We start from the raw sequence: 21,467 nt of genomic DNA on the forward strand, positions 1-21,467 counted from the left end.
CGGCGCCCGGAGGCGGCCCGTCATCGACGGTCGCCAGCGAGACCTTCGGCCGCAGTGCCCATGTATCCATCCATGGCGCTGCCGTGCCGAAGCGACCCCTGAAACACCTCAGGTGACTCTCGGCAGGGCCGCGCCGCGCCTACCGATCGAGGATTCATCCGTGATCAGCTTCACCGTCATGGCGATCACGTTCGGCGTCGTCTTCCTCGCCGAACTGCCCGACAAGACCGCCCTCGCCGGTCTCATGCTGGGCACCCGCTACCGCGCCTCGTACGTCTTCGCCGGTGTCGCGGCGGCCTTCGCCGTCCATGTCGCGCTCGCCATCGCCGCGGGCAGCGTGCTGACCCTGCTGCCGCACCGGCTGGTGCAGGCGGTGGTGGGTGTCCTCTTCCTCGCGGGCGCGCTGATGCTGCTGCTGAAGAAGGGCGACGACGAGGAGGAGACCGTCAAGGCCCCCGCCGACCAGTCGTTCTGGAAGGTCTCGGGCGCGGGCTTCATGCTCATCCTCGTCGCCGAGTTCGGGGACCTCACCCAGATCATGACGGCCAACCTCGCCGCCCGTTACGACAGCCCGGTCTCGGTCGGTCTCGGCGCCGTGCTGGCGCTGTGGGCCGTCGCCGCCATCGGCATCCTGGGCGGCCGGACGCTGATGCGGTACGTGCCGCTGAGGCTGATCACCAAGGTCGCGGCCTGCCTGATGCTGGCCCTCGCCGGCTTCAGCCTCTTCGAGGCGATCACCGGCTGAGCCGCCGGATCAGGCGGCGCGCAGCTCGATCGTGCCGTCGTCGTGCGCGGTGACCGTCAGGTGGGTGAGGTCGGGCACGTGGATGTCGGGCGCCATCGCCGCGGCGCGGGGACCCACGCCGACGACCCGCATGCCCGCGGCGCGGGCCGCCGTGATGCCGGCCTCCGAGTCCTCGAACGCCACGCACTCCTCAGGGGCGAAGCCCAGCTCGGCCGCGCCCTTCAGGAAGCCCTCCGGGTCCGGCTTGCTGGCGCCGACGCACTCGGCCGTCACACGGACCCGCGGCATCGGCAGTCCGGCCGCGTTCATCCGGGCCGTGGCCAGCGCGAGGTCGGCCGAGGTCACCAGGGCGTGCGGCAGGGCGGCGACGGCGGCCATGAAGGCGGGGGCCCCGGCGACGGGGACGACGCCGTCGGTGTCGGCGGTCTCCTGGGCGAGCAGCACGCGGTTGTCGGCGTGGTTCTGCTCCATGGGGCGGTCCGGCAGCAGGACCGCCATCGTCGCGTAGCCCTGGCGGCCGTGGACGGTCTTGAGCGCCTCCTCGGCGTCCAGCCCGTGCTCGATCGCCCAGGCCCGCCAGACGCGCTCCACCACCGCGTCCGAGTTGACGATGGTGCCGTCCATGTCCAGCAGGAGGGCGCGAGCGGTCAGGGCGGTCGTCATACGGACTCCAGAGCGCGGCGAAAGGAAAACAAGCGGCCTCGCCCGCCGGTCAGGGAATACGGGCGAAGCCACTTTGTTCCTTCACGATACAAAACGGGGCGGGGTAACGCCAATCCGTTTCAGGACGACCGTGTCTCGGCCTCCAGCGCGCGACGCGTGTGCGGGCCGTAGACGCCCAGCGGGTCGCCCTTGATGCCGCGGTCCCACTGGTAGACCTTCACCGCCTGCTCCACGTCCTCGTCGAAGCGGCCGTCCGCGTCGTCGGACGGATACAGCCACAGCTGGCTCAGACGCTTCTGGAGGTCGACCACCGCGGCACCGCTGTCGCCGCGGCGCAGCGTCCCGCCGGCCGGCTTGTCGGACGGTGCCTCCGACACCGTGCCCGTCTCCTTGGCCGTCGACGCCGGAGCGGAAGGACTGGCCGGCCGGTCGCCGGTGCCCGGGCTCGTACGGGGCGCGGACCTCGACGGCGACGGCGACGCGGACGCCGAGGCGGACGCCGAGGCCGAGGCCGAGGCCGAGGCCGACGGGGAGGGCGAGGCGGAGGCCGACGTGCTCGCGGAGGGGGACTGCGAAGGCGCTTCCGACACCGCGCCGGCGGTAGGCGCGCTGCTGCGGGTGTCCGGCGGCAGCGCACGGTCCTGCTCCTCGCCGCCGGCGAACAGTCCTCCGGCGAACGCGGCCGTCCCCGCGACGGCGACGGCCGCCACGCCCACGGCGAGCCCGGCGAGCACCCGCCTGCGCCGCCGCGGCTCCTCCTCCCCGGGTCCGTGCCCGTGACCGCTCCAGGCCGGGCCGCCGCCGACGGGCGCCAGTACGACGGTGTCGTCACCCCCACGGCGCGCGCCGCCGGCCCGGTCCGGCGTGACCTCCTCCGGCGGCAGCGCCCCGCCATATGCGGCGCCGTCGTGCGCCGCCGGCCCATGGCCGTCCGCGCCCGGACGGACCGTTCCGTCCGGACCCCCCTGGCCCGGGACGTACTCCCGGCCGCCTGCGCCGGCAGGTGCCGAGGCGGCCGCTTCCTGCGTGGGCCGCGGCAGCCCGGCCGCCCCCTGCCCGGCGGCGGCCGCGCCCGGCGCGAAGCCTTCGTGCGCGTGCGCCGTGTGGGCCTTCACGCCTGGCGCGAAACCGTCGTGCGCGGGCGACCCGTGGGCCTCCGCGCCCTGGGCCAAGCCCTCGTGCGTGACACCCCCTTGCCCGCCCGCCGCGCCCGAAGCGTGGCTCCCGCGCCCGGCCGGGACCGGACGAACGGCGGTGTCCAGGTCGGGCGGGCCGGACGGCGCACGGTTCGGCGTACCGAGGCCCTCCAGCGTCACGTACGGCCTGATCCGCAGCGGATCGAAGTCCTCCGCCGCCGCGATGTCCGCCTCCCGTTCCGCGCGCAGAGCGGCCCCCGCCCGCTCGGCGCAGTCACAGCCGGGTCCGGCGCTGCCGTCCGGGTTCCGCGGTCTGTCGCACTCCGGACATCTGTTTCCGGTCATTGCCGGTTCCCCTCCCCTTTGAATGCCGCCGATTATGCAACCGTCCCGTGCGACACCCAACGCCCCACCGGTCACACCGCCCCTCTCGGGAGGCCATAACCGGACAGAGACACCACGATGGGATGGAACAGCGCCACGGAACCGAGGAGATCGGCATGGCTCAGGAAGTGAGCACCGCCCAGGTGGGGCCTGCCCCCGGCGAGGGGCACGACCGGCGAACCGTTCTCGTCGCCATCGGAGCGCTGCTGCTGGGCCTGCTCCTCGCCGCCCTCGACCAGACGATCGTCGCCACCGCGCTGCCGACGATCGTCAGCGAACTGGGCGGCATGGACCACCTCTCCTGGGTGGTCACCGCCTACATGCTGGCCGCCACCGCCGCCACCCCCCTGTGGGGCAAGCTCGGTGACCAGTACGGGCGCAAGAGGCTCTTCCAGACGGCCATCGTCATCTTCCTCGTCGGCTCCGCCCTGTGCGGCCTGTCCCAGAACATGCCGCAGCTCATCGCCTTCCGCGCGCTCCAGGGCCTGGGCGGCGGCGGGCTGATGGTCCTTTCGATGGCGATCGTCGGCGACCTCGTGTCACCGCGCGAACGGGGCAAGTACCAGGGCCTCTTCGGCGCGGTCTTCGGCGCGACGAGCGTCCTCGGACCGCTGCTCGGCGGCTTCTTCACCGAACACCTCAGCTGGCGCTGGGTCTTCTACATCAACCTGCCCGTCGGCGTCGTCGCGCTGCTCGTCATCGCGGCCGTGCTGCACATCCCGGTCCGGCAGACCAGGCACACCATCGACTACCTGGGCACCTTCCTCATCGCCTCCGTCGCCACCTGCCTCGTCCTCCTCGCCTCCCTCGGCGGCACGACCTGGGCGTGGGGATCGGCGCAGATCGTCGCCCTCGCCGTGCTCGGGGCCGTGCTCCTCGTCGCGTTCGTCGCCGTGGAACGCAGGGCCGCCGAACCCGTCCTGCCGCTGAAGCTGTTCCGGATCCGGACGTTCTCCCTCGTCGCCGTCATCGGCTTCGTCATCGGTTTCGCGATGTTCGGCGCGATGACGTACCTGCCGACGTTCCTCCAGGTCGTCCAGGGCATCTCGCCGACCATGTCCGGCGTCCACATGCTGCCGATGGTGCTCGGCACGCTGCTCACCTCCACGGCGTCGGGGCAGATCGTCAGCCGCACCGGCCGCTGGAAGGTCTTCCCGATCGCCGGCACCGCCGTCACGGCACTGGGCCTGCTGCTCCTCCACCAGCTCGAGGAGGCCAGCTCCACCTGGCAGATGAGCCTGTACTTCTTCGTCTTCGGAGCGGGACTCGGCCTCGTGATGCAGGTCCTCGTCCTCGTCGTCCAGAACGCCGTCGGCTACGAGGACCTGGGCGTTGCGACGTCCAGCGCGACGTTCTTCCGTTCCATCGGCGCCTCCTTCGGCGTCGCGATCTTCGGCATGGTCTTCACGAACGGTCTGGAGCGCAAGCTCACCGACGCCCTCGCCGGGCAGCAGGTGCCGCCCGGCGCCGGGCCGGCCGAGCTTGCCGCCGACCCGCGCGCCATCGCGGAACTGCCGCCCGACCTGCGCCCGCCGGTGCTCAGCGCGTACTCGACGGCCATCACGGACGTCTTCCTCTACGCCCTTCCGGTGGTCGCGCTCGCCTTCCTCGTCGCCTGGTTCCTCAAGGAGGACAAGCTGCGCGGCTCGGTGACCGCGCCGGACCACAGCGAGACGCTGGCTTCCAACCCCGTCGAGCGCTCCTCCTACGAGGAGGTCGCACGGGCCTTGTCGGTGCTCGGTTCCCGCGAGGGCAGGCGGCACATCTACGAGAAGATCACCGCGCGGGCCGGCTACGACCTGCTGCCCGCGTCCAGCTGGCTGCTGCTGCGCATGAAACGGCACGGCGTCGTCGAACCGGCACGGCTCGCCGAGACGACGCCCGTCCCGCTGCGCGTCATCACGGAGGCGACCCGCGAGGTGGAGGGGCGGGGCCTCGCCCGTCGTGAGGGCCTCGACCTGATGCTCACGGACAGCGGCGTGGACGCCGCCGTACGGCTGGCGCAGGCGCGCGAGGAGTCGCTCGCCGAGTTGCTCGGCGACTGGTGGGGACCCGAACGGCCCACCGACCTCGTCCAGCTGGTGCACGACCTGAACGCGGAGCTGTGCGGCTCCGACGCAGAGCGGCCGCACAGTCCCGAGCCGCACCGCGACCACGAGTACCGCAGGGGTCCCGTCGTCTGACGTCCCGCCGGCCGCCGTCCCGCAGGTGCCGGCCGGTCAGAGGTCCTTGCCGTACCAGATCTCCATGTACGGGCCGCCGCAGTACGCCGGTATCTCCGCGTAGCCGTGCCGCGTGTACAGCGCGCGGGCCTCCACCAGGTCGAGGCGGGTGTTGAGGACCATCCGCCGCGCGCCGAGCGTGCGGGCCTCGTGCTCCAGCGCCTCCATCAGCAGCGAGGCGCCCTTGCGGCCGCGGAAGTCGTGCCGCAGGAAGACGCGCGTGAGCTCCGCGCGCTCCTGATCCAGCATCAGCACCCCGCCGCAGGCCGCCGCCTCGCCGCCGTACCGGCCGACGAGGAACTGGCCCGTCGGCGGCGTCAACAGCTCGACGCCGTCGCCGGTGAGCCCTTCGTCGACCTCCGCCACGGTCGCGGGCCGGCCCCAGTAACGACTCGCCACATCGTGGTAGTACGCGCGCCGCAGCGCGGTCGCTTCGGGGGAGTCGAACGGCTCCGGGGCCAGTGTCCACATGGTCATGACTCGTCTTAGCCCGTACGGCGGTTGTTTGGCCAACCATTTCCCGGTTACTCGCAGCTATGAAAGCTCGCGAACAGCGAGCGTCCGCCCACGGGTCCCGACCCGGAAGGTGAGTCATGTCGACCCTGACCACAGTTCTGATCGTCGCCGCGGTGATCGTGGTCCTTCTGATCATCGCCGGCTCCCTCTACGCACGCCGCGGCGGACACGCCGGCGGACGACGGGCACTGCGCCGGCGCTTCGGCCCCGAGTACGAAAGGGTCGTCGCCCGCCACGACGGCGACACCAAGGCGGCCGACCGCGACCTGCACGACCGCGTCCAGCGCTACGGAGACCTCACGCCGCAGCCCCTCTCGCCCGGCGTGCGGGAGCAGTACGACACCGCATGGGCCGCCGTACAGGAACGCTTCGTCGATGACCCGCGCGGCGCCGTCGCCGACGCCGACCAGCTGCTGGGCCGCATCGCGGGCGAACGAGGCTTCCCGGCCGCCGGCCGCTACGAGGAGCAGCTCGCCGCGCTCTCCGTCCACCACCCGCGCCATGTCGAGGGCTACCGCAGGCTGCACCGCGCCGCCCGCAGCGGCACGGAGGCGAGCACGGAACAACTGCGCGAGGCGATGGTGGACGCCCGTGAGCTCTTCCACGACCTGGTCGCCGACCGGGCCGTGGACCACGGCCGCCACCGGCCCGGCGCCCCCGACCGGTCCCACGGCCATGGCCGCAGCCACATGCTGCGTCCGAAGGGGAGTGGCGTGTGATGCCGCACCCGAACCAGCAGGAATCCCCCAGGACTGCCGTCCCGCCCGGTACCGCCGGCGACGCGGGAGACCTCGAAGTCCCCGCCGCGCCGGTCGGACGGGACGGCAAGGACGACATACGCGCCCCCGGCCTGCGGGCCGAGCGCGGAGCCGCGCACGGGTCCCGGCCGGGACCCGTGGACGAGCCGCCGAAACCGGTCCTCGCCCCCGGTGCCACCCCGCTCACCGCGCCCGGGACGGGCGACGCGGAGCCGCGAGCGGCCCGGCTCCTGCCCCAGGACGAATGCGAGGGGCTGGAACGCCGCCTGCACCGAGCGCTCACCGGCTTCGTCGACTCCCCGCGCCGCGCGGTCGAGGAGGCGGCCGACGTGCTCGAGGTCACCGGCGACCGGATCACCGCGTCCCTGGCGGAGCACCGCCGGACGCTGCGGCACTCCGCCGACGCCGGCGGCGACGACACGGAGCAACTGCGCCGTGCGCTCCAGGCGTACCGGGAAGTGACGGAACGACTGCTGCGGATCTAGCGCGGCGCGGATCCGGCACGGCGTCGGCTAGGACTGCGCCTTGGGCGCGGCCTGCTGCACGACCTCGAACGACCACACGGTGGACCCGGTGGCGGCGGGCTTGGGACGCTCGCCGCCACCGCCTTGATGGGCGGCCTTCATCGGCCCCTCCATCCAGGCCTGGAACGAGGCCTCGTCACGCCACCGGGTGTAGACGAGGTACTGGTCGGTCCCTTCGACGGGCCGCAGCAGCTCGAACCACTCGAAACCGTCCGAACTCTCGACGGCGCCGGCGCGGGAGGCGAAGCGCTTCTCGAGGACGTCGCGCTGCTCGTCGGGGACGGTGAGGACGTTGATCTTCACGATGCTCATGCGACCATCCTGCCGCACGGGGTGGTTTCCCCCACCCCGCCCCTTCCCGCTGTACCGATGTGCGGCTCCGCCGCGCGGGGGCTCCGCCCGGACCCGGCACCGCGCTCCGCGCGGTGGTCCGGGGGCTCTGCCCCCGGACCCCCGCGCCTCGGGCTTGAGTTGCACCCGTCCGGTGTGTCGGAGCCACTGGCAGGGCTGGAACCGTCGGCGAGGCTGGAGCCACTGGTAGGGGCTAGGACCGCCGGTAGGGCTGGAGTTGTCAGGCAAGCCGGAGTCTTCGCCGACGGGCTGAAGCGCCGCGCAGCGGCATTCTCAGCCCGTCCGGCGATTGAGGACACCGCGCGAAGCGCGGTACCGGGTCCGGGCGGAGCCCGGTTTCGGGAAGTGGGGGTCCCCCCGCGGCCGCCAGGCCGTAGGGGGAGGGTAAGGGAAGCGGCTCCGCGCAGCGGTCACGTCCGCCACGCCCGAGCAGCGCCGTCACGCGCGCCCCGCGCCTCCCACCGTCACGCGATCACCCGTGCCACCAGCAGCCCGTCGTACCCCTTCACCCCCACCGTCTGGATCGCCGTCGCGTCCAGCCTCGGCTCGCGGGCGACCAGTTCGAACATCTCGCGTGTGCCGAGGATCGACGGGTCCTCGCTGGTCGTGTCGACGACGCCCCCACCGCGCACCACGTTGTCCACGATGATCAGGCTGCCCGGGTGGGTCAGGCGCAGTGCCCACTCCACGTAGCGGGCGTTGTTGCGCTTGTCCGCGTCGATGAAGACCAGGTCGAACGGGCCCGCGCCCGGTTCCGCCGCGATGCGCGGCAGGGTGTCGAGGGCCGCGCCCGTGCGGACCTCGGCGATCTTCGCCAGGCCCGCGCGGGCGATGTTCGCGCGGGCCACCTCCGCGTGGGCCGGGTCGTACTCGAGCGAGATCAGCCTGCCGTCCTCCGGCAGCGCCCGCGCCAGCCAGATCGTGCTGTAGCCGCCCAGCGTGCCGATCTCCAGCGCTGTGCGCGCCCCCTGCGTCAGCGCCAGCAGATGGAGCAGTTTGCCCTGATTGGGGGCCACGTTGATCGCGGGGAGCCCCGCCGCCTCGCTCGCCGCGAGGGCCTCGGTGAGGGCCTCGTCCTCCGTCACGAGGAGATCACTGATGTAGCCGTCCACGGCCTGCCATTGATCCTGAGTCATACGGTTCAACCTACTTTCACGAGGCCGTTCCCGGCGTCGGCGTGCGGCGGCTCGCCCGTACGCGCAGCAGCGACAGGGCCGCCACGGCGACGACGGCGGCCCCGCCGCCGACGGTCAGCAACCACACCGGCACGCCGGCGACGGTCAGCAGGTCGTCGTCCCAGATCACCCGCCGAAAGGGTGTGTCGTGCGCGGTGGCCACCAGTTCGTGGTCGCCGTCGATCCGGCCGGGCTCGGGAAAGTGCTGGTCGAGTGCGGTGAGGAAGCGTTCCTTCCCGCCGGTGAGGCGGCCCACCGCGCCGCGCGGCTCGACCTTCCCCGCGTACGTCACCTCGGGTTCCGAGCCGCCGATGGTGTCGCGCGGTTCCATACGGTGCGGGGCGAGTACGAACAGGCCGAGCGACTGGGCCGTCGTCGCGCGCCGGGACAGCCGCATCGGGTAGACGAGCTTCTCGCTGGCGAAGCTCAGCCGCAGCGGGTCGAGCGTGCCGTCGAGCGTCGCGCCCTTGGCGCTCGGGGCCAGCCGTACGGCCACGTACTCCCAGCCCGCGTCGACATACGGTTCGAGGTCCTCGTCGAGGCCCTTGGGCAGTTCGAAGCCGTTGTCGGCGAGCCAGTCGCCGAGGGCGTCCGGGTCGGTCGCCGTCAGCCGCGCCACGTCGAAGTCGCCGAGCCGTTCGCGGCCGACGACGCCGACCCCGGGGGCGGCGTCGCCCGGCATCGGCGCGCCCGCGCCCGCGCCGTCCGTGTCGCTGAAGGGCCAGTCGCCGCTCCGTGGCCAGAAGTAGTGGCGCGTACGGTGCACGGGTGCGGCGATCAGGACCAGTTCGTCGAAGAGGGCGCTGTCGGCGAGTTCGACGTTCGCCCGGCTCGGAACGGGCATGATCCACGCGGCTTCCGGCGCGTCCGAGTCGACCGTGAAGCGCATGACGATCTGCTCCGTGCGGCCGTCCCAGTCGATCACCGACGACTCCCGGGCGACGGAGAACTCCGCGTTCCGGTCCACCACCATCGCGCCGCAGCCACAGGCGTAGGCCGGGCTGATCAGCGATCCGAGTTGCAGCACGAGTACCGCCAGCAGCACCGTGACCAGGCGCGCGCGTACCCCGAATTCTTGTATGTTCCCCCGCATACCGTCTGTGACGGCACCGTCGACATCATCGGTTCCGGCCTGGACGACTCTGTTCCGCAACGATCCGGCGGTGGTCCGGTGCCGGTCCACTCGTCGGCGGTCCGGCGGCCGTCGGGTGTCGGTGGCCGAGAGGAATTCGGCCATAACGGGGTGACAGTCAGGCGAACAGGCGGTTGCGTAGGTCTTCTTCACGGGGCGGTGCCACGCTCTACGGACGCTCCGTGGACACCAGAACAGCACACACCAGGACGACACGACGGTGGGGAGGCTCGGCGCGACGTGGCGAACGCGGCACGCAGCGTGCGCGGGAGTGCGACGGCGGACTCGAGGATCGGCGTGGCCAGGGCAGCGCTGTGGCTCTTCGCGGCCGTGCTCGCCTTACGGCAGACGGCGGCCGTCCTGACCAGCCCGCCCGGTGAGCGGCTCACCGACCTGGGGACGTGGACCGGCGAGAACGGCGTACTCCACGTCCCCGGCTCCCTCTACGACGAAGGCCGGTTCACCGGTACCCCGTTCGCCGGGCTGGTGCTCAAGCCGCTCGCCAGCTCGGCGGAGCAGAGCCTCGGCGTCGCCTGGACGTTCGGCACGCTGCTGCTGGTGGTGCTCCTCGGCCTGGTCGCGGCACGCGCGCTGCCGATCCCCGTCTCCCGCCGCAGCACCCTGCTGGCCGCGCCGGTCGCCATCAGTCTGCTGATGCTGTCGCTCCCGGTACGCAACAGCTTCCACCTCGGCCAGACCAGCATCATCCCGGTGCTGCTCGTCCTCCTCGGCTGCCTCTCGGTGCGCGGCGAGAGACCCGCGGGTCTCCTCATCGGTGTCGGCGCCGCCCTTCAGCCGACCGTCCTGCTCTTCGCACCCCTGCTGTGGTTCACCGGTCGCCGCCGGGCCGCGGTGACCTCCGCCGGCACCTTCGCCGCCCTGTCCGCCCTCGCCTGGGCGGCGATGCCCGGCGACTCGTGGGCGTACTGGGTGCACCATGTCGCGGGCGCCGGGCTCGGCGAGAGCCCCGACAGCCTCGCCAACCAGTCCCTGCACGGTGCTCTGCTCCGCTTCGGCCTCGAGGGTCCGCTCGAGACCGCCGTGTATCTGCTCCTCGCGGCGGCGGTCGTCCTCCTCGGTCTGCGGCGTGCCGTCCGCTACGCCTACGACGGCCAGTTGCTGCTCGCCGTCGCCCTCACGGGCTGCGTCGCCGTCGCTGTCTCGCCGACCGCGTGGCAGCACCAGGTCCTGTGGGTGCTGCTCGCCGTCGTCGGCCGCGTCGGCCGGCGGGCCTGTGACCGGATGCTGTGGCCCGTGTTCGTCGTCCTCGCGGTCACGCTGCCGGGCAAGATGCTGCTGCCGAACCTCACCGTGCTCCACCCGGTACGGGAGAACGCGCTCCTCGTCGCGGCGCTGGCCGCGGCGTGCGCCGTGCCGTTCCTGAGGCTCGACTCGCCGTGCTTCCGCCGCCCCGTCCCCACGGAGTACGCCGCACCCGCCCCGGCCCGCTGGGCCCGCGTACCGCTGCTGCCGTTCTGGCGGCGGGTGCTCAGCCGCCCGAACCTGCTGCTCGAACTGCTCGTCATCCGCGTCGGCTACTCGGTCTACTCGCACATCCGCGCCGCCGCGACCGGCAGCGTGGGTGCGGCGGAGGAACACGCCCGGCAGATCCACGCCGCGGAGGGCGCGCTCGGCATCGACATCGAGCTCTGGGTCAACGAGGCGGTGGTGCGGACCGAGTGGCTCGAAGCCTTCTTCAACTTCTATTACACGTCGTTCCACTTCGTGGTCCCGCTGTCGATCCTCGGCGTGCTCTACGTCCGCCGGCCCTCCGACTACCGCTGGGCCCGCGCCTCGCTCGCCTTCGCGACGGTGCTCGCGCTCCTCGGCTTCTGGCTCTACCCGCTGGCCCCGCCGCGGCTGATGCCCGGCATGGGTTTCATCGACACCGTCCACGGCCCGCAGGACCTCGCAAACCCGGACTACGGTGCGATGACCGCCGTCACCAACCAGTACGCGGCGATGCCGTCCCTGCACTTCGGCTGGTCGCTGTGGTGCGGACTGGTCGTGGTGGTCCTCGCGCCCAAGCTGTGGATGAAGCTGCTGGGACTGCTGCACCCGCTGTTCACGGTCTGTGCGATCGTCGCCACCGCCAACCACTGGGTCCTCGACGCCGCGGGCGGCGCGGCGGTGGTGGGGGCGGGCTTCGGCCTGACGTACGTACTGGCGGGCCGCAGGAAGCTGCTGGTGCCGGCGAAGTCCGTGCCGTCGGCGAGGGCGGCCGACGCCAAGGAGACCGCCGCCGCACGCGTGTGAACCCCGGGGGTACGGGCCTCGGCCCGTACCCCCGGGGTGTGGATCGCCGCGTTCAGCCATCGTCCGTCAGGTCGGCGCGTTCCGCCACTTGGGCGACCTCGAACCAGACCGTCTTGCCGGTTCCGCCCCGGCTGTCGACGCCCCATTTGTCGACGACGGCCTCCAGCAGCGCGAGCCCCCGCCCGGACTCGTCCTCCGCCCCGGCCTGCTGAGGCACGGGCAACTGCGCGCACCCGTCCGACACTTCCACCCGCACGCCCTGCGGATGCCGCAGGATCAGCAACCCGCAACGCCCGCCCGGCACATGGCGCACGACATTGGCCAACAGCTCGGTCACCGCCAGCTCGACGGATTCGGTCAGCTCCCGCAGCTTCCAGAGGATCAGATAGCAACGGACGATCCGCCGGATGTGCCTGGCGGAGTGGGCGCCTGCGGTGAAGCGCATACCGTACTGGGGAATCTCTTCGTTCACACTGCGAGCGTGGCCTGCGGTGACTACGCTCGGCTACCGAACGTACGCAACGTGCTGTGCCGTTGCGACAGTTGAGCGAGGGGGCCCCGCCATGTCCGACGTCCGCCACATCAACGCCCTCGACCCGGGCGCTTCGCCGCTCGACTACTACGGCTACGAACTGCGCAGACACCGCGAGACGGCGGGCCTGACGCAGAAGCAGCTCGGCGCGATCGTGAGCTACACGGGCTCGCTGGTGGGGCAGATCGAGACGGCGCGGAAGCTGCCGACGGCGGAGTTCAGCGAGCGCGTGGACGCGGCGCTGGGCACGGGCGGGCTGTTGTCACGGCTGCTGGGCCTGGTCCTGCGCAGTCAACTTCCGGCCTGGTTCCAGCAGGTGGCGGAGTTGGAGGCGCGGGCGACGGAGATCTCGACGTTCCAGACCCACATGGTGCACGGCCTGCTCCAGACCGAGGGATACGCCCGCGCCGTGCTCGGCACGATGGACCCGGAGGGTCTCGACGACCGCACGGCGGTACGGCTGGCGCGCCAGCGCATCCTGGAGAAGACGGAGCCACCGGTCCTGTGGGCGATCCTCGGCGAGGGCGCGCTGCGGCAGGAGATCGGCGGGCCGGAGGTGATGCGCGGTCAACTCGGCCGCCTGTTGAGCTTCGAGAGCAACCCGCGGGTCAACGTGCAGGTTCTGCCGTACTCGGCCGGTGAGCACGCGGGCCTGACTGGCTCCTTCAACCTCTACCGCTTCGCCGGTGACCCCGCGATCCTCTATACAGAGGGCTACGGGGCGGGCCATCCCACCGCCAACCCGGACACGGTCAGGGACTGTTCGCTCCGTTACGATCACCTGCAGGCCGCAGCCCTCTCCATCAAGGACTCGGCAGAGCTGATCCGGCAGGTCATGGAGGAGTGCAATGGGGAGCAGCACGACACAGTGGCGTAAGTCGAGCTACAGCAGCGATCAGGGCGGCGACTGCGTCGAGTGCGCACCCCTCGGCGGCGCCGCCTGGCGTAAGTCCAGCCACAGCGGTGACCAGGGTGGCGACTGCCTCGAGTGCGCCGACGTCTCCCACGGTGTCGCCGTGCGGGACTCCAAGGACGTCCACCGCCCCGCGCTCCACGTCTCGCGAAACGCCTTCGCCGCCTTCGTGGGGGCGGCGGCCAGGGGGGATCTCCGGGCGCCATGACGTCATCGGGACCGGCCGTCACGCGCCGCGCGCTGCTCGGAGCGGCGGGACTCTTACCGCTGGCCGCATGCGCCAAGAGCACGCCGGCTCCCGCTGATCCGTCCGCGGCCGCCGCATCCTCCTCTCCCTCACCTGCGCCGTCGGCGGAACGCCACGAGCGGCTGGCAGAGCTGGAGCGCACGTACGACGCACGTCTGGGCATGTACGCCCTCGACACCGGCACCGGCGCGGTCATCGCGCACCGGGCCGACGAACGGTTCGCGTTCTGTTCCACGTTCAAGGGCCTCGCGGCAGCCGCGGTGCTGGACCGGAACCCGCTGTCGCACCTGGACACGCTCGTCCGGTACACCGAGGCCGATCTCCTGAAGAACGCGTCCATCACGCCGCGCCATGTGTCCACCGGCATGACAATTCGTCAGCTCTGCGACGCGGCGGTCCGCTACAGCGACGGCACCGCCGGCAACCTGCTGCTCCGCGACCTCGGCGGGCCCGCCGAGCTGACGGCGTACGCACGCGGCCTCGGCGACACGGTCACCCGCATGGACCGGATCGAGCCTCTGATCACGGAGGCCACCCCGGGCGATCCCCGCGACACCACGTCCCCCCGGGCGTTCGGCTCCGACTACCGGAAGATCGTGCTGGGCGACGCCCTGCCGCCCGCGAAACGCGCGTTCCTCCGCGACCTGCTGGAGCGCAACGCCACCGGCGCCGGCGCCGAGCGGGTCCGGGCGGGTGTGCCGAAGGGCTGGACCGTGGCGGACAAGACCGGGACGGGCTCGTACGGCACGCTCAACGACATCGCCCTCGTGTGGCCCCCGAGGTCCGCGCCGCTCGTCATCTCGATCATGTCGAGCAAGGCCACCGAGGACGCCGCCTACGACCAGGCCCTCATCGCCGAGGCCGCGGCGTACGCGGTGGCCACGCTGGCTCCGAAGGGGTAGAGCCCGCGGGTGGGGACCTACGCGTCGGGGTCCGCCGTCGGCGCAGCGACCGCGCCGACGGCGAACCCCCCTCACTCCTGCGTCAGAACAGGCCCTTGAATCCGTTCCAGCCACCGGTGCCGATCAGCACCCGGCCGGCGTACGTACCGGAGCCGGTTGAGGCATACCGCCACAGCTTCCCGGCGGTGTCCCGCGCCAGCAGGTCGGCGCGTCCGTCACCGGACAGGTCACCGGTCCCGACGAGAGCGGAGTAGACGCCCCATCCGCCGCCGACCCGCACCCGCGGGGTCACGCCACCGGTGGACGTCCCGTAGTACCGCCACAGCACACCGGCGGAGTCGACGCCGAGCAGATCGCCACGCCCGTCCCCGTTCAGGTCCCCGGCCCCGGCGATCCGCTTGTACAGCTTCCAGTTGGTCCCGATCCGCACCCGTGACTTCAGCCGGTGATCGGCCGTACCGGCGTAGAAGTACATGTCACCGGTGGACGCCTGCCGGGCAATCAGATCCACGAACCCGTCGCCGTTGACATCGCCGGACGACGTCAGCTGGTCGTACTGCCCCCAGCCGGACCCGATCAGCGTGTAGGGCGACGAAGCGGTGACGACCTTCCCGCACCCGGGCCGGTACGCCCGCAGCTGGTCCCCGACCCGCGCGAGCACGTCCCCGCACCGGTCGCCGTTCACGTCCCCGAAGGGCACCAGCACGGAGTTGGCGGCGAACGGGTCACCGGATCCGGCGACACGGGAGGACAGCCCGCCCGTACCCGTCCCCCGGTACAGCGACACGGCCCCGACGGAGTCGGTCACCAGCAGGTCACCGAACCCGTCGTCCCCGGCCATGTCCCGCCACACGGGAGCGGCACCACTCACGGCCACGGTCCCGGACGCCGCGAGATCGGGCCCCTGCCCGTCGGCCGGCTTGACGGCCAGGCTCCACGTGTAGGCGCCGTTGACCACGAGCTTCCCGCTCGCGTCCTTCCAGTCCCACGACGGCGCGACCAGACCACGGGCCTCGCCCCCGGTCAGGGTCCGCACGACCTTCCCGGTCGCCTTGTGCTTCAGCACCAGCGCCCACGAGGCCCCCGGCTTCGACAGCCACCACCGCGGCTTCCAGGCCCCGGCCTCGATGTCGGCGGCCGGGGTGTCGGCGTCGATGACGGCGATCCGGGAGGCGGGGACGCCCGACGGGACGATCCGCACCCGCCGGTCCTCGCCCGTGTAGGCGACGTGGCCGCCGAAGCGGTCGACGGTCCACCCGGACCGGCGTCCGATCCGGTCCCCGAGCTCCGCGGCGGTGGCGACCACTCGCTGGGGCAGGTCCGCCTCCTTGCCGCCGGCCGGGAGGCCGCCTTGCAGGTCGACGAGGGTGAGGCCGGCCGTGTCCGAGCGGCGGACCAGGTAGCCGTCGCCGAGCAGCGTCTCGTCGGCCCCGAGCCGCAGGGAGCGCTTGTCCTGCCGGTCGTAGACACCGCCGCCCCTGTAGTTGGGCCATGAGTCGTCGCACTGCCAGTACACCCAGCGCCCCACGGCCTGGAGCTCGCGGGGGACGCACCCCGCGTCGAAGGTCTCACCGGCGGCACCCGTCGACAGGTTCTTCGCCGCCACCGTGGTCGGGACGCCCTGGCCGGGGTCGTCCCAGCCGCCGTCGGCGCTCCACAGGGTGTTGCCCCAGACGGAGGCCGCGACCGGCTCCCGCTTCTGGAGCACGCGGCCGGTGTCGCCGTCCCGGAAGTGCAGGACCGCCTGCTGGCCGCCCCATGCCTGGTCCACCACACCGAACCGGCCCGAGAGGTCGACGAGTTCCGGGCTGCCGAGCCCGGAAGTCACCCGCGGCCCCCAGGCGGCGTTGCCGTTCCCGTAGAGCATGGTGATGTCCTGCTCGGTTCCGGCCTTGCGCCCATGGTGTCCGTCGCCGCTCGCGAACATGGTCACGCAGTAGCCGTTCTCGGCGTCGCCGCAGTCACTGTCGCGGCCCGCCACGAAGCCGTCGACGGTCGAGTGCAGCTCCTCAGGGCGGCCGGAGGTCTTCAGCCAGGTGCTCCGGTAGCCGCCGACGTAGGTGTGCGGCATGAAGAGCTTCGAGTCGTCGGCCGTGGTGAGAATGCCGCTGCCCAGCGAGATGCCGGCCGGCTCGGCCTCCCGGTCCTCGATGTCCGCGACGCGCTTGCGGGCGACGGTGCCGTCCGCGGCGGGCGTGAAGCGGTAGTACCCCCAGTCGAGGGCCCCGTAAGTGGTGCGCTCTTCCGCGCCGGCCACCAGGAGCGAGCCGTCGGGCGTGCGGTGCAGGGAGGTGGAGGCGACGGCCAGCAGGGACTTCAGGCGGCTCCCGTCGAGGTCGCGCAGGGACAGCTCGGTGCCCCGGTACTCGTTGTCGCCCGGGTTCGGCCGGGACACGGTGACGAGGCCGCCGGCGAAGGGCCGGACGGTGTCGTCGTAGGAGGCCACGTCCCGCAGGTCGAGGGTGACCGGCTCCGCGTCCAGGTCGTCCCGGCGGTAGACCTGGGCGGCGTAGGGCTCCGGGGCGCCGAGGTGGAAGACGGTGTCCCGGTCGAAGGAGACACTCTCGCCGTGCGTGGAGAGTGCCTTGACGCTCCCGGTGGCGAGGTCGACGACCCACCACCCCTGGGACATCGTGGTGTCTTCCCACTTGATGGCTCGGACGGCGACGGACCGGGCGTCGCCCTCGCTGATGGTGAGGTTCCACCCCTCCGGCAGGCCCTCCAGCTTCTGGTCCCGCACCTCGCCGTTGTCCACGCGCAGCAGGTGCAGGCTCGTCTCGGCGTTCTCCGCACCGGTCCGGGTGATGACGGTGTCACCGTAGGTCGCGACGTACGTCTGGCCCTCCGGGATCGGGACCGTGACCGACGGCCCGCCGCCGGCCCGCTGCTGGAGCGTCACGTGCGGGGCCGGGGACTGCCCGTAGAGGGCCACGGTGTCGGAGCCGTGGCCGAAGTCCGCCGGATACTTGGCGAAGCGGAAGTCGTCCACGTCGTAGGCGAGCGGCTCGGGCAGCCGGTGCTCGAGGACGGTCGTCGCGCCGGTGGCGTAGTCGATCCAGCGGAGGCGGTCGTCGCCCTCCTGGGCGGTGAGGAAGCCGGTCTCGCCGGCGTTCAGGACGATGGTGGCGCGGGGCACGAAGCGTGCGCCCGGGCTGATGACGACGGGATCGGCGGACGCGCCGGGTACCTCGGCGACGGCCGTCCCCGCGGTGGCGCCGACTCCGGCGGTGACGGCGAGTGCGACGGTGAGAGCGGTACGGCCGAGCGCGCGCCGACGGCGCCCGGCCCGCTTGTTCAGCGGACGAATCACGAAAGAAGTCCCTCCCCAGGGCGCTCGGCGCAGGAGGGGCGTTCACGGAGTCGCCGCTCGTCCCTGCGCGAGCAGGGTGACAGTAGCAGGCGGGATCACCGCCCGACAGCTGTTTTCGAACCTGTTCAAGAGGCGGGCGCGGTCCACGTCGGACCTCCGGCCGGAGCGTGTTCTGAAAGATCGCCGTCCTTCGTGATGATCTCCGCGTGGGGCGGGAGATCTGAGAGATCCGGCGAGCCGCGATGAGTCCTGCGGCGTCCGGCGGTCATAGTGTCGAACCCCGTTACGGAGGAGGACTTCTGATGCGCAGCGTGACCTATTCGATGAACGTCTCACTTGACGGCTACATCGTCGGGCCGGACGGCGACTTCGACTGGTCGGGGCCCGACGAGGAGGTCTTCCGCTTCTGGATCGACGAGATTCGAGAGGTCGGCGTCCACCTGATGGGACGACGGCTGTACGAGACGATGCTGTACTGGGAGACCGCCGTCCAGGATCCGTCGCTCGGTGACTCGGAGCTCGAGTGGACCGCGCTCTGGAATCCGCTCCCGAAGGTGGTGTTCTCCAGAACGCTGTCAGAGGTGCGGGGCAACGCCCGCCTGGCCTCCGGCGGTCTGGCGGAGGAGATCGAGCGGTTGCGGGTCGAGCCGGGGGAGGGCGACATCGCGATCGGCGGCGCGACTCTCGCCGCCGAGGCGGCCGCGTCGGGTCTCATCGACGAGTACCGGGTCATGGTCTACCCGGTACTGGTCGGCGGTGGCACTCCGTTCTTTCCCCGACGCGAGCGCCGGGTGGATCTCGAACTCGTCGAGACCCGCACCTTCGGCTCAGGAGTCGTCTACCTCCGCCACCGCGTGGCGCGCCAGGCCTCGCTTCAGTAGGTGCCGAGGTGGGCATGAGGCGGGACACGGACCCCGGTTCTAGAACACGGCCCGGTCGTGCGGGTCGACGGCGCCCGTCGTGACCTGGAGCTCCTTGATGCCGTTCAGCCAGGCCGAACGCAGCCGGCGGGGGTCGCCGGACAGGCGGAGGTCCGGGAGGGCGTCGGCTATCGCGTCGAAGATCAGGTTGATCTCCATGACGGCCAGGGACTTGCCCAGACAGAAGTGCGGACCGCCGCCGCCGAAGCCCAGATGGGGGTTGGGGTCGCGGGTGATGTCGAAGCGTTCCGGGTGGTCGAAGACCGCGGGGTCGTTGTTGGCGGAGGAGTAGAAGAGGCCGACGCGGTCGCCCTTCTTGATGCGGGCGCCGCCCAGGACGACGTCCTGGGTCGCGGTGCGCTGGAACGAGACGACGGGTGTCGCCCAGCGCACGATCTCCTCCGCCGTCGTGTCGGGGCGCAGCCGCTTGTAGAGCTCCCACTGCTCCGGGTGGGTAAGGAAGGCGTGCATCCCGTGGCTGATCGCGTTGCGGGTGGTCTCGTTCCCGGCCACCGCCAGCAGGATGACGAAGAAGCCGAACTCGTCGGAGGACAGGTTGCCTTCGCCCTCCGCGGCGACGAGCCGGCTGACGATGTCCTCGGCCGGGCACTCCTTGCGCGCCGCCGCGAGGTTCATCGCGTACGAGACGATCTCCATCGCCGCCTCCGTGCCGACCTCCTCCGTGATGGCGTACTCGGGGTCGTCGTACGCGGCCATCTTGTTGGACCAGTCGAAGATCTTGGACCGGTCCTCCTGGGGCACGCCGATGAGCTCGGCGATGGCCTGGAGAGGGAGTTCCACGGCGATGTTCGTGACGAAGTCGAAGCTGCCGTCCGGCCCCGCGCCGCTCCGTGCCGTCTCGACGATCGAGCGCGCCCGGCGGCGCAGCGCGGCCTCGAGGGAGCGCACGGCGCGCGGGGTGAAGCCGCGCTGGACGATCTGGCGGACCCGGGTGTGCTCGGGCGGGTCCATGTTCAGCATGATCAGCTTCTGGACCTCGATCTGGTCACGGCTGATGGACTCGTTGAAGCGGATGACGGCCGTGTTGGTCCAGGAGGAGAAGAGCTCCGGGTGCGTGGAGACGTGCCGGACGTCCGCGTGCCGGGTGACGACCCAGTAGCCCTCGTCGTCGAAGCCGGAGATGCCGGCGGGCTGTTCGCACCACCAGACGGGCGCGGTGCGCCGCATCTCGGCGAACTCGGGGTGGGGGACGCGGGCCTGGAGGAGATCGGGGTCGGTGAAGTCGAACCCTGGGGGCAGGTGGGGGCAGGACATCGGCAGCTCCCGCTTCAGCTTCGGGTCGCGGCCTGACGGTCTGATGGGCCATCAGGAAGTGGCCGAAAGGTAATAACGAGTTCTACAAGTAGCAAGGCTCGCGGTCGGAACTGTTGCCTGTGCGGGTCGCAGTAAGAGGCGTGCAAGACCCTTGCGTACCGGCGGTAGCACTCATAAGACTTCTTGCAGAACTAGAACGCGTACCAGTTCGCTGGTTCGAGAGTTCGAGAGTCCGACAGTTCCAGAGTTTCGAGAGTTCGGCCCTGAAGGGCGCCGGGACGCCCGGACGGCCGCGAGGAGAGGACGAGCTCATGGCCGCGGAACCCGTCATCGTCGAAGCCGTACGCACCCCCATCGGCAAGCGGGGAGGACTCCTCGCCAACCTCCATCCCGCCTACCTGCTGGGCGAGACCTACCGTGAACTCCTCGCGCGCACCGGCATCCACGCCGACTGCGTCGAGCAGATCGTCGGCGGCACGGTCACCCACGCCGGCGAGCAGTCCATGAACCCCGCGCGCACCGCCTGGCTCACCGTCGGCCTGCCGTACGAGACGGCGGCCACCACCGTCGACTGCCAGTGCGGCTCCTCGCAGCAGGCGAGCCACATGGTCGCCAACATGATCTCGGCCGGGGTCATCGACATCGGCATCAGCTGCGGCGTCGAGGCGATGTCGCGGGTGCCGCTCGGCAGCGGTTCCAAGCACGGGCCCGGCAAACCGTTCCCCGACGAGTGGAACGTCGACCTGCCCAACCAGTTCGAGGCCGCCGAGCGCATCGCCCGCCGACGCGGACTGACGCGGGAGGACGTGGACCGCCTCGGACTGCTGTCCCAGCAGCGGGCGGCGATCGCGTGGAGCGAGGAGCGCTTCAAACGCGAGACGTACGCCGTGCAGGTGCCGACCACGGAGGAGGAACAGGCGGCGGGCCAAGGAATGTGGCGCCTCGTCGACCGGGACGAAGGACTGCGCGACACGTCGGCGGAGGCGCTCGCGGGTCTGAAACCGGTCATGCCGACCGCCGTGCACACGGCCGGGAACTCGTCGCAGATCTCCGACGGCGCCGCCGCACTCCTGTGGGCGTCCAAGCGCATGGCGCGGGCGCTCAAGCTGAAGCCACGGGCCCGAATCGTCGCGCAGGCACTCGTCGGCGCCGACCCGCACTACCACCTCGACGGCCCGATCGACGCGACGCGGGCGGTGCTGGGCAGGGCCGGCATGTCGCTCAAGGACATCGACGTCATCGAGATCAACGAGGCTTTCGCGTCGGTGGTGCTCAGCTGGGCGCAGGTCTTCGACCAGGACCTCGAGAAGGTCAACGTGAACGGCGGCGGCATAGCGCTCGGGCACCCGGTCGGCGCGACGGGGGCCCGGCTCATCACCACGGCGCTCCACGAACTGGAACGCCAGGACAAGGAGTTCGCGCTGATCGCCATGTGCGCGGGCGGCGCGCAGGCGACCGGCACGATCATCCAGCGGATCTGAGGGGCGGGTTCGCGGGCGCGGGCCG

At 71.7% G+C, this 21,467-nt stretch carries 19 protein-coding genes; 10 read left to right on the forward strand and 9 right to left on the reverse strand.

Annotated features, from left to right (window positions below; genetic code table 11):
* Window positions 1–160: 160 nt before the first annotated feature.
* Complete coding sequence (locus tag ACIPJI_RS03770; protein ID WP_307706207.1) at window positions 161–745, forward strand: TMEM165/GDT1 family protein; 585 nt, start codon at window positions 161–163, stop codon at window positions 743–745.
* 9 nt (window positions 746–754) lie between these two features.
* On the opposite strand, the gene ACIPJI_RS03775 is transcribed toward ACIPJI_RS03770, so the two are convergent.
* Both ACIPJI_RS03775 and ACIPJI_RS03780 read right to left on the reverse strand, forming a co-directional pair.
* Window positions 755–1,408: an HAD-IA family hydrolase gene (locus ACIPJI_RS03775; protein ID WP_307706206.1), complete on the reverse strand. Its 654-nt coding sequence runs from the start codon at window positions 1,406–1,408 to the stop codon at window positions 755–757.
* Between the two features lie 119 nt (window positions 1,409–1,527).
* Entirely contained in the window at window positions 1,528–2,889 is a 1,362-nt protein-coding gene (locus tag ACIPJI_RS03780; RefSeq protein WP_402244281.1) for a peptidoglycan-binding protein, read from the reverse strand.
* 155 nt (window positions 2,890–3,044) lie between these two features.
* On the opposite strand from ACIPJI_RS03780, the gene ACIPJI_RS03785 reads away from it, so the two are divergent.
* Complete coding sequence (locus ACIPJI_RS03785) at window positions 3,045–5,111, forward strand: MDR family MFS transporter (protein WP_402244283.1); 2,067 nt, start codon at window positions 3,045–3,047, stop codon at window positions 5,109–5,111.
* A 36-nt stretch (window positions 5,112–5,147) separates the two neighbouring features.
* Here the strand turns inward: ACIPJI_RS03785 and ACIPJI_RS03790 are convergent, their stop codons facing one another.
* Window positions 5,148–5,627 (reverse strand): GNAT family N-acetyltransferase, encoded by a 480-nt coding sequence (locus ACIPJI_RS03790; RefSeq protein ID WP_402244284.1) that lies wholly within the window; start codon window positions 5,625–5,627, stop codon window positions 5,148–5,150.
* Between the two features lie 116 nt (window positions 5,628–5,743).
* Here ACIPJI_RS03790 and ACIPJI_RS03795 point away from each other — a divergent pair, with 116 nt between their 5' ends.
* Together ACIPJI_RS03795 and ACIPJI_RS03800 are read left to right on the forward strand one after the other, a co-directional pair.
* Complete coding sequence (locus ACIPJI_RS03795) at window positions 5,744–6,385, forward strand: hypothetical protein (protein ID WP_402244286.1); 642 nt, start codon at window positions 5,744–5,746, stop codon at window positions 6,383–6,385.
* Window positions 6,385–6,909, forward strand: a complete 525-nt coding sequence (locus tag ACIPJI_RS03800) for a hypothetical protein (protein ID WP_402244288.1) — start codon at window positions 6,385–6,387, stop codon at window positions 6,907–6,909. The genes ACIPJI_RS03795 and ACIPJI_RS03800 overlap by 1 nt, the downstream gene beginning before the upstream one ends.
* 27 nt (window positions 6,910–6,936) lie before the next feature.
* Here ACIPJI_RS03800 and ACIPJI_RS03805 read toward each other — a convergent pair whose 3' ends face one another.
* The 3 genes from ACIPJI_RS03805 to ACIPJI_RS03815 all read right to left on the reverse strand — a co-directional run bounded on the left by ACIPJI_RS03805 (window position 6,937) and on the right by ACIPJI_RS03815 (window position 9,567).
* Window positions 6,937–7,260, reverse strand: coding sequence for an antibiotic biosynthesis monooxygenase (locus tag ACIPJI_RS03805; RefSeq protein WP_307706200.1), 324 nt, complete (start codon window positions 7,258–7,260; stop codon window positions 6,937–6,939).
* A gap of 503 nt (window positions 7,261–7,763) precedes the next feature.
* Window positions 7,764–8,435 carry an O-methyltransferase gene (locus ACIPJI_RS03810; protein WP_356619056.1) on the reverse strand — a complete coding sequence of 224 codons (672 nt, stop codon included), beginning with the start codon at window positions 8,433–8,435 and terminating at the stop codon, window positions 7,764–7,766.
* A 16-nt stretch (window positions 8,436–8,451) separates the two neighbouring features.
* Complete coding sequence (locus tag ACIPJI_RS03815; protein WP_402244290.1) at window positions 8,452–9,567, reverse strand: DUF2330 domain-containing protein; 1,116 nt, start codon at window positions 9,565–9,567, stop codon at window positions 8,452–8,454.
* A 279-nt stretch (window positions 9,568–9,846) separates the two neighbouring features.
* On the opposite strand from ACIPJI_RS03815, the gene ACIPJI_RS03820 reads away from it, so the two are divergent.
* Window positions 9,847–11,862, forward strand: a complete 2,016-nt coding sequence (locus ACIPJI_RS03820; protein WP_402244292.1) for a bifunctional glycosyltransferase 87/phosphatase PAP2 family protein — start codon at window positions 9,847–9,849, stop codon at window positions 11,860–11,862.
* A 52-nt stretch (window positions 11,863–11,914) separates the two neighbouring features.
* Here the strand turns inward: ACIPJI_RS03820 and ACIPJI_RS03825 are convergent, their stop codons facing one another.
* Complete coding sequence (locus tag ACIPJI_RS03825; protein ID WP_402244294.1) at window positions 11,915–12,334, reverse strand: ATP-binding protein; 420 nt, start codon at window positions 12,332–12,334, stop codon at window positions 11,915–11,917.
* Between the two features lie 91 nt (window positions 12,335–12,425).
* On the opposite strand from ACIPJI_RS03825, the gene ACIPJI_RS03830 reads away from it, so the two are divergent.
* From ACIPJI_RS03830 to bla, 3 genes are read left to right on the forward strand one after another with little or no spacing between them, the layout of a single operon-like run.
* Window positions 12,426–13,271 carry a Scr1 family TA system antitoxin-like transcriptional regulator gene (locus tag ACIPJI_RS03830; RefSeq protein WP_402244296.1) on the forward strand — a complete coding sequence of 282 codons (846 nt, stop codon included), beginning with the start codon at window positions 12,426–12,428 and terminating at the stop codon, window positions 13,269–13,271.
* A complete protein-coding gene (locus ACIPJI_RS03835) occupies window positions 13,243–13,515 on the forward strand; it encodes a DUF397 domain-containing protein (protein ID WP_402244297.1) in 273 nt (90 codons plus the stop codon). The genes ACIPJI_RS03830 and ACIPJI_RS03835 overlap by 29 nt, the downstream gene beginning before the upstream one ends.
* Window positions 13,512–14,456 carry a class A beta-lactamase gene (gene bla / locus ACIPJI_RS03840; RefSeq protein WP_402244299.1) on the forward strand — a complete coding sequence of 315 codons (945 nt, stop codon included), beginning with the start codon at window positions 13,512–13,514 and terminating at the stop codon, window positions 14,454–14,456. Before ACIPJI_RS03835 ends, bla begins: the two co-directional genes overlap by 4 nt.
* Window positions 14,457–14,538: 82 nt before the next feature.
* On the opposite strand, the gene ACIPJI_RS03845 is transcribed toward bla, so the two are convergent.
* A complete protein-coding gene (locus ACIPJI_RS03845) occupies window positions 14,539–17,766 on the reverse strand; it encodes an FG-GAP repeat domain-containing protein (protein WP_402244300.1) in 3,228 nt (1,075 codons plus the stop codon).
* Between the two features lie 302 nt (window positions 17,767–18,068).
* On the opposite strand from ACIPJI_RS03845, the gene ACIPJI_RS03850 reads away from it, so the two are divergent.
* Window positions 18,069–18,647, forward strand: coding sequence for a dihydrofolate reductase family protein (locus ACIPJI_RS03850; RefSeq protein ID WP_402244302.1), 579 nt, complete (start codon window positions 18,069–18,071; stop codon window positions 18,645–18,647).
* Window positions 18,648–18,686: 39 nt separating this feature from the next.
* Here the strand turns inward: ACIPJI_RS03850 and ACIPJI_RS03855 are convergent, their stop codons facing one another.
* Entirely contained in the window at window positions 18,687–19,961 is a 1,275-nt protein-coding gene (locus tag ACIPJI_RS03855) for a cytochrome P450 (RefSeq protein WP_402244303.1), read from the reverse strand.
* A gap of 311 nt (window positions 19,962–20,272) precedes the next feature.
* Here ACIPJI_RS03855 and ACIPJI_RS03860 point away from each other — a divergent pair, with 311 nt between their 5' ends.
* Window positions 20,273–21,442 carry a steroid 3-ketoacyl-CoA thiolase gene (locus tag ACIPJI_RS03860; protein WP_307706187.1) on the forward strand — a complete coding sequence of 390 codons (1,170 nt, stop codon included), beginning with the start codon at window positions 20,273–20,275 and terminating at the stop codon, window positions 21,440–21,442.
* Window positions 21,443–21,467 lie beyond the last annotated feature (25 nt).

The sequence above is a fragment of the Streptomyces sp. NPDC086835 genome, assembly GCF_044745705.1.
Lineage (GTDB): Bacteria > Actinomycetota > Actinomycetes > Streptomycetales > Streptomycetaceae > Streptomyces.

What these genes read in the sequence shown, in the direction of transcription:
- bla (WP_402244299.1), top strand. Translation starts at nt 13,512, where the DNA reads ATGACGTCATCGGGACCGGCCGTCACGCGCCGCGCGCTGCTCGGAGCG.
- ACIPJI_RS03790 (WP_402244284.1), bottom strand. Translation starts at nt 5,627, where the DNA reads ATGACCATGTGGACACTGGCCCCGGAGCCGTTCGACTCCCCCGAAGCG.
- ACIPJI_RS03810 (WP_356619056.1), bottom strand. Translation starts at nt 8,435, where the DNA reads ATGACTCAGGATCAATGGCAGGCCGTGGACGGCTACATCAGTGATCTC.
- ACIPJI_RS03830 (WP_402244296.1), top strand. Translation starts at nt 12,426, where the DNA reads ATGTCCGACGTCCGCCACATCAACGCCCTCGACCCGGGCGCTTCGCCG.
- ACIPJI_RS03785 (WP_402244283.1), top strand. Translation starts at nt 3,045, where the DNA reads ATGGCTCAGGAAGTGAGCACCGCCCAGGTGGGGCCTGCCCCCGGCGAG.
- ACIPJI_RS03860 (WP_307706187.1), top strand. Translation starts at nt 20,273, where the DNA reads ATGGCCGCGGAACCCGTCATCGTCGAAGCCGTACGCACCCCCATCGGC.
- ACIPJI_RS03775 (WP_307706206.1), bottom strand. Translation starts at nt 1,408, where the DNA reads ATGACGACCGCCCTGACCGCTCGCGCCCTCCTGCTGGACATGGACGGC.
- ACIPJI_RS03805 (WP_307706200.1), bottom strand. Translation starts at nt 7,260, where the DNA reads ATGAGCATCGTGAAGATCAACGTCCTCACCGTCCCCGACGAGCAGCGC.
- ACIPJI_RS03800 (WP_402244288.1), top strand. Translation starts at nt 6,385, where the DNA reads ATGCCGCACCCGAACCAGCAGGAATCCCCCAGGACTGCCGTCCCGCCC.
- ACIPJI_RS03835 (WP_402244297.1), top strand. Translation starts at nt 13,243, where the DNA reads ATGGGGAGCAGCACGACACAGTGGCGTAAGTCGAGCTACAGCAGCGAT.
- ACIPJI_RS03850 (WP_402244302.1), top strand. Translation starts at nt 18,069, where the DNA reads ATGCGCAGCGTGACCTATTCGATGAACGTCTCACTTGACGGCTACATC.
- ACIPJI_RS03795 (WP_402244286.1), top strand. Translation starts at nt 5,744, where the DNA reads ATGTCGACCCTGACCACAGTTCTGATCGTCGCCGCGGTGATCGTGGTC.
- ACIPJI_RS03855 (WP_402244303.1), bottom strand. Translation starts at nt 19,961, where the DNA reads ATGTCCTGCCCCCACCTGCCCCCAGGGTTCGACTTCACCGACCCCGAT.
- ACIPJI_RS03780 (WP_402244281.1), bottom strand. Translation starts at nt 2,889, where the DNA reads ATGACCGGAAACAGATGTCCGGAGTGCGACAGACCGCGGAACCCGGAC.
- ACIPJI_RS03815 (WP_402244290.1), bottom strand. Translation starts at nt 9,567, where the DNA reads ATGCGGGGGAACATACAAGAATTCGGGGTACGCGCGCGCCTGGTCACG.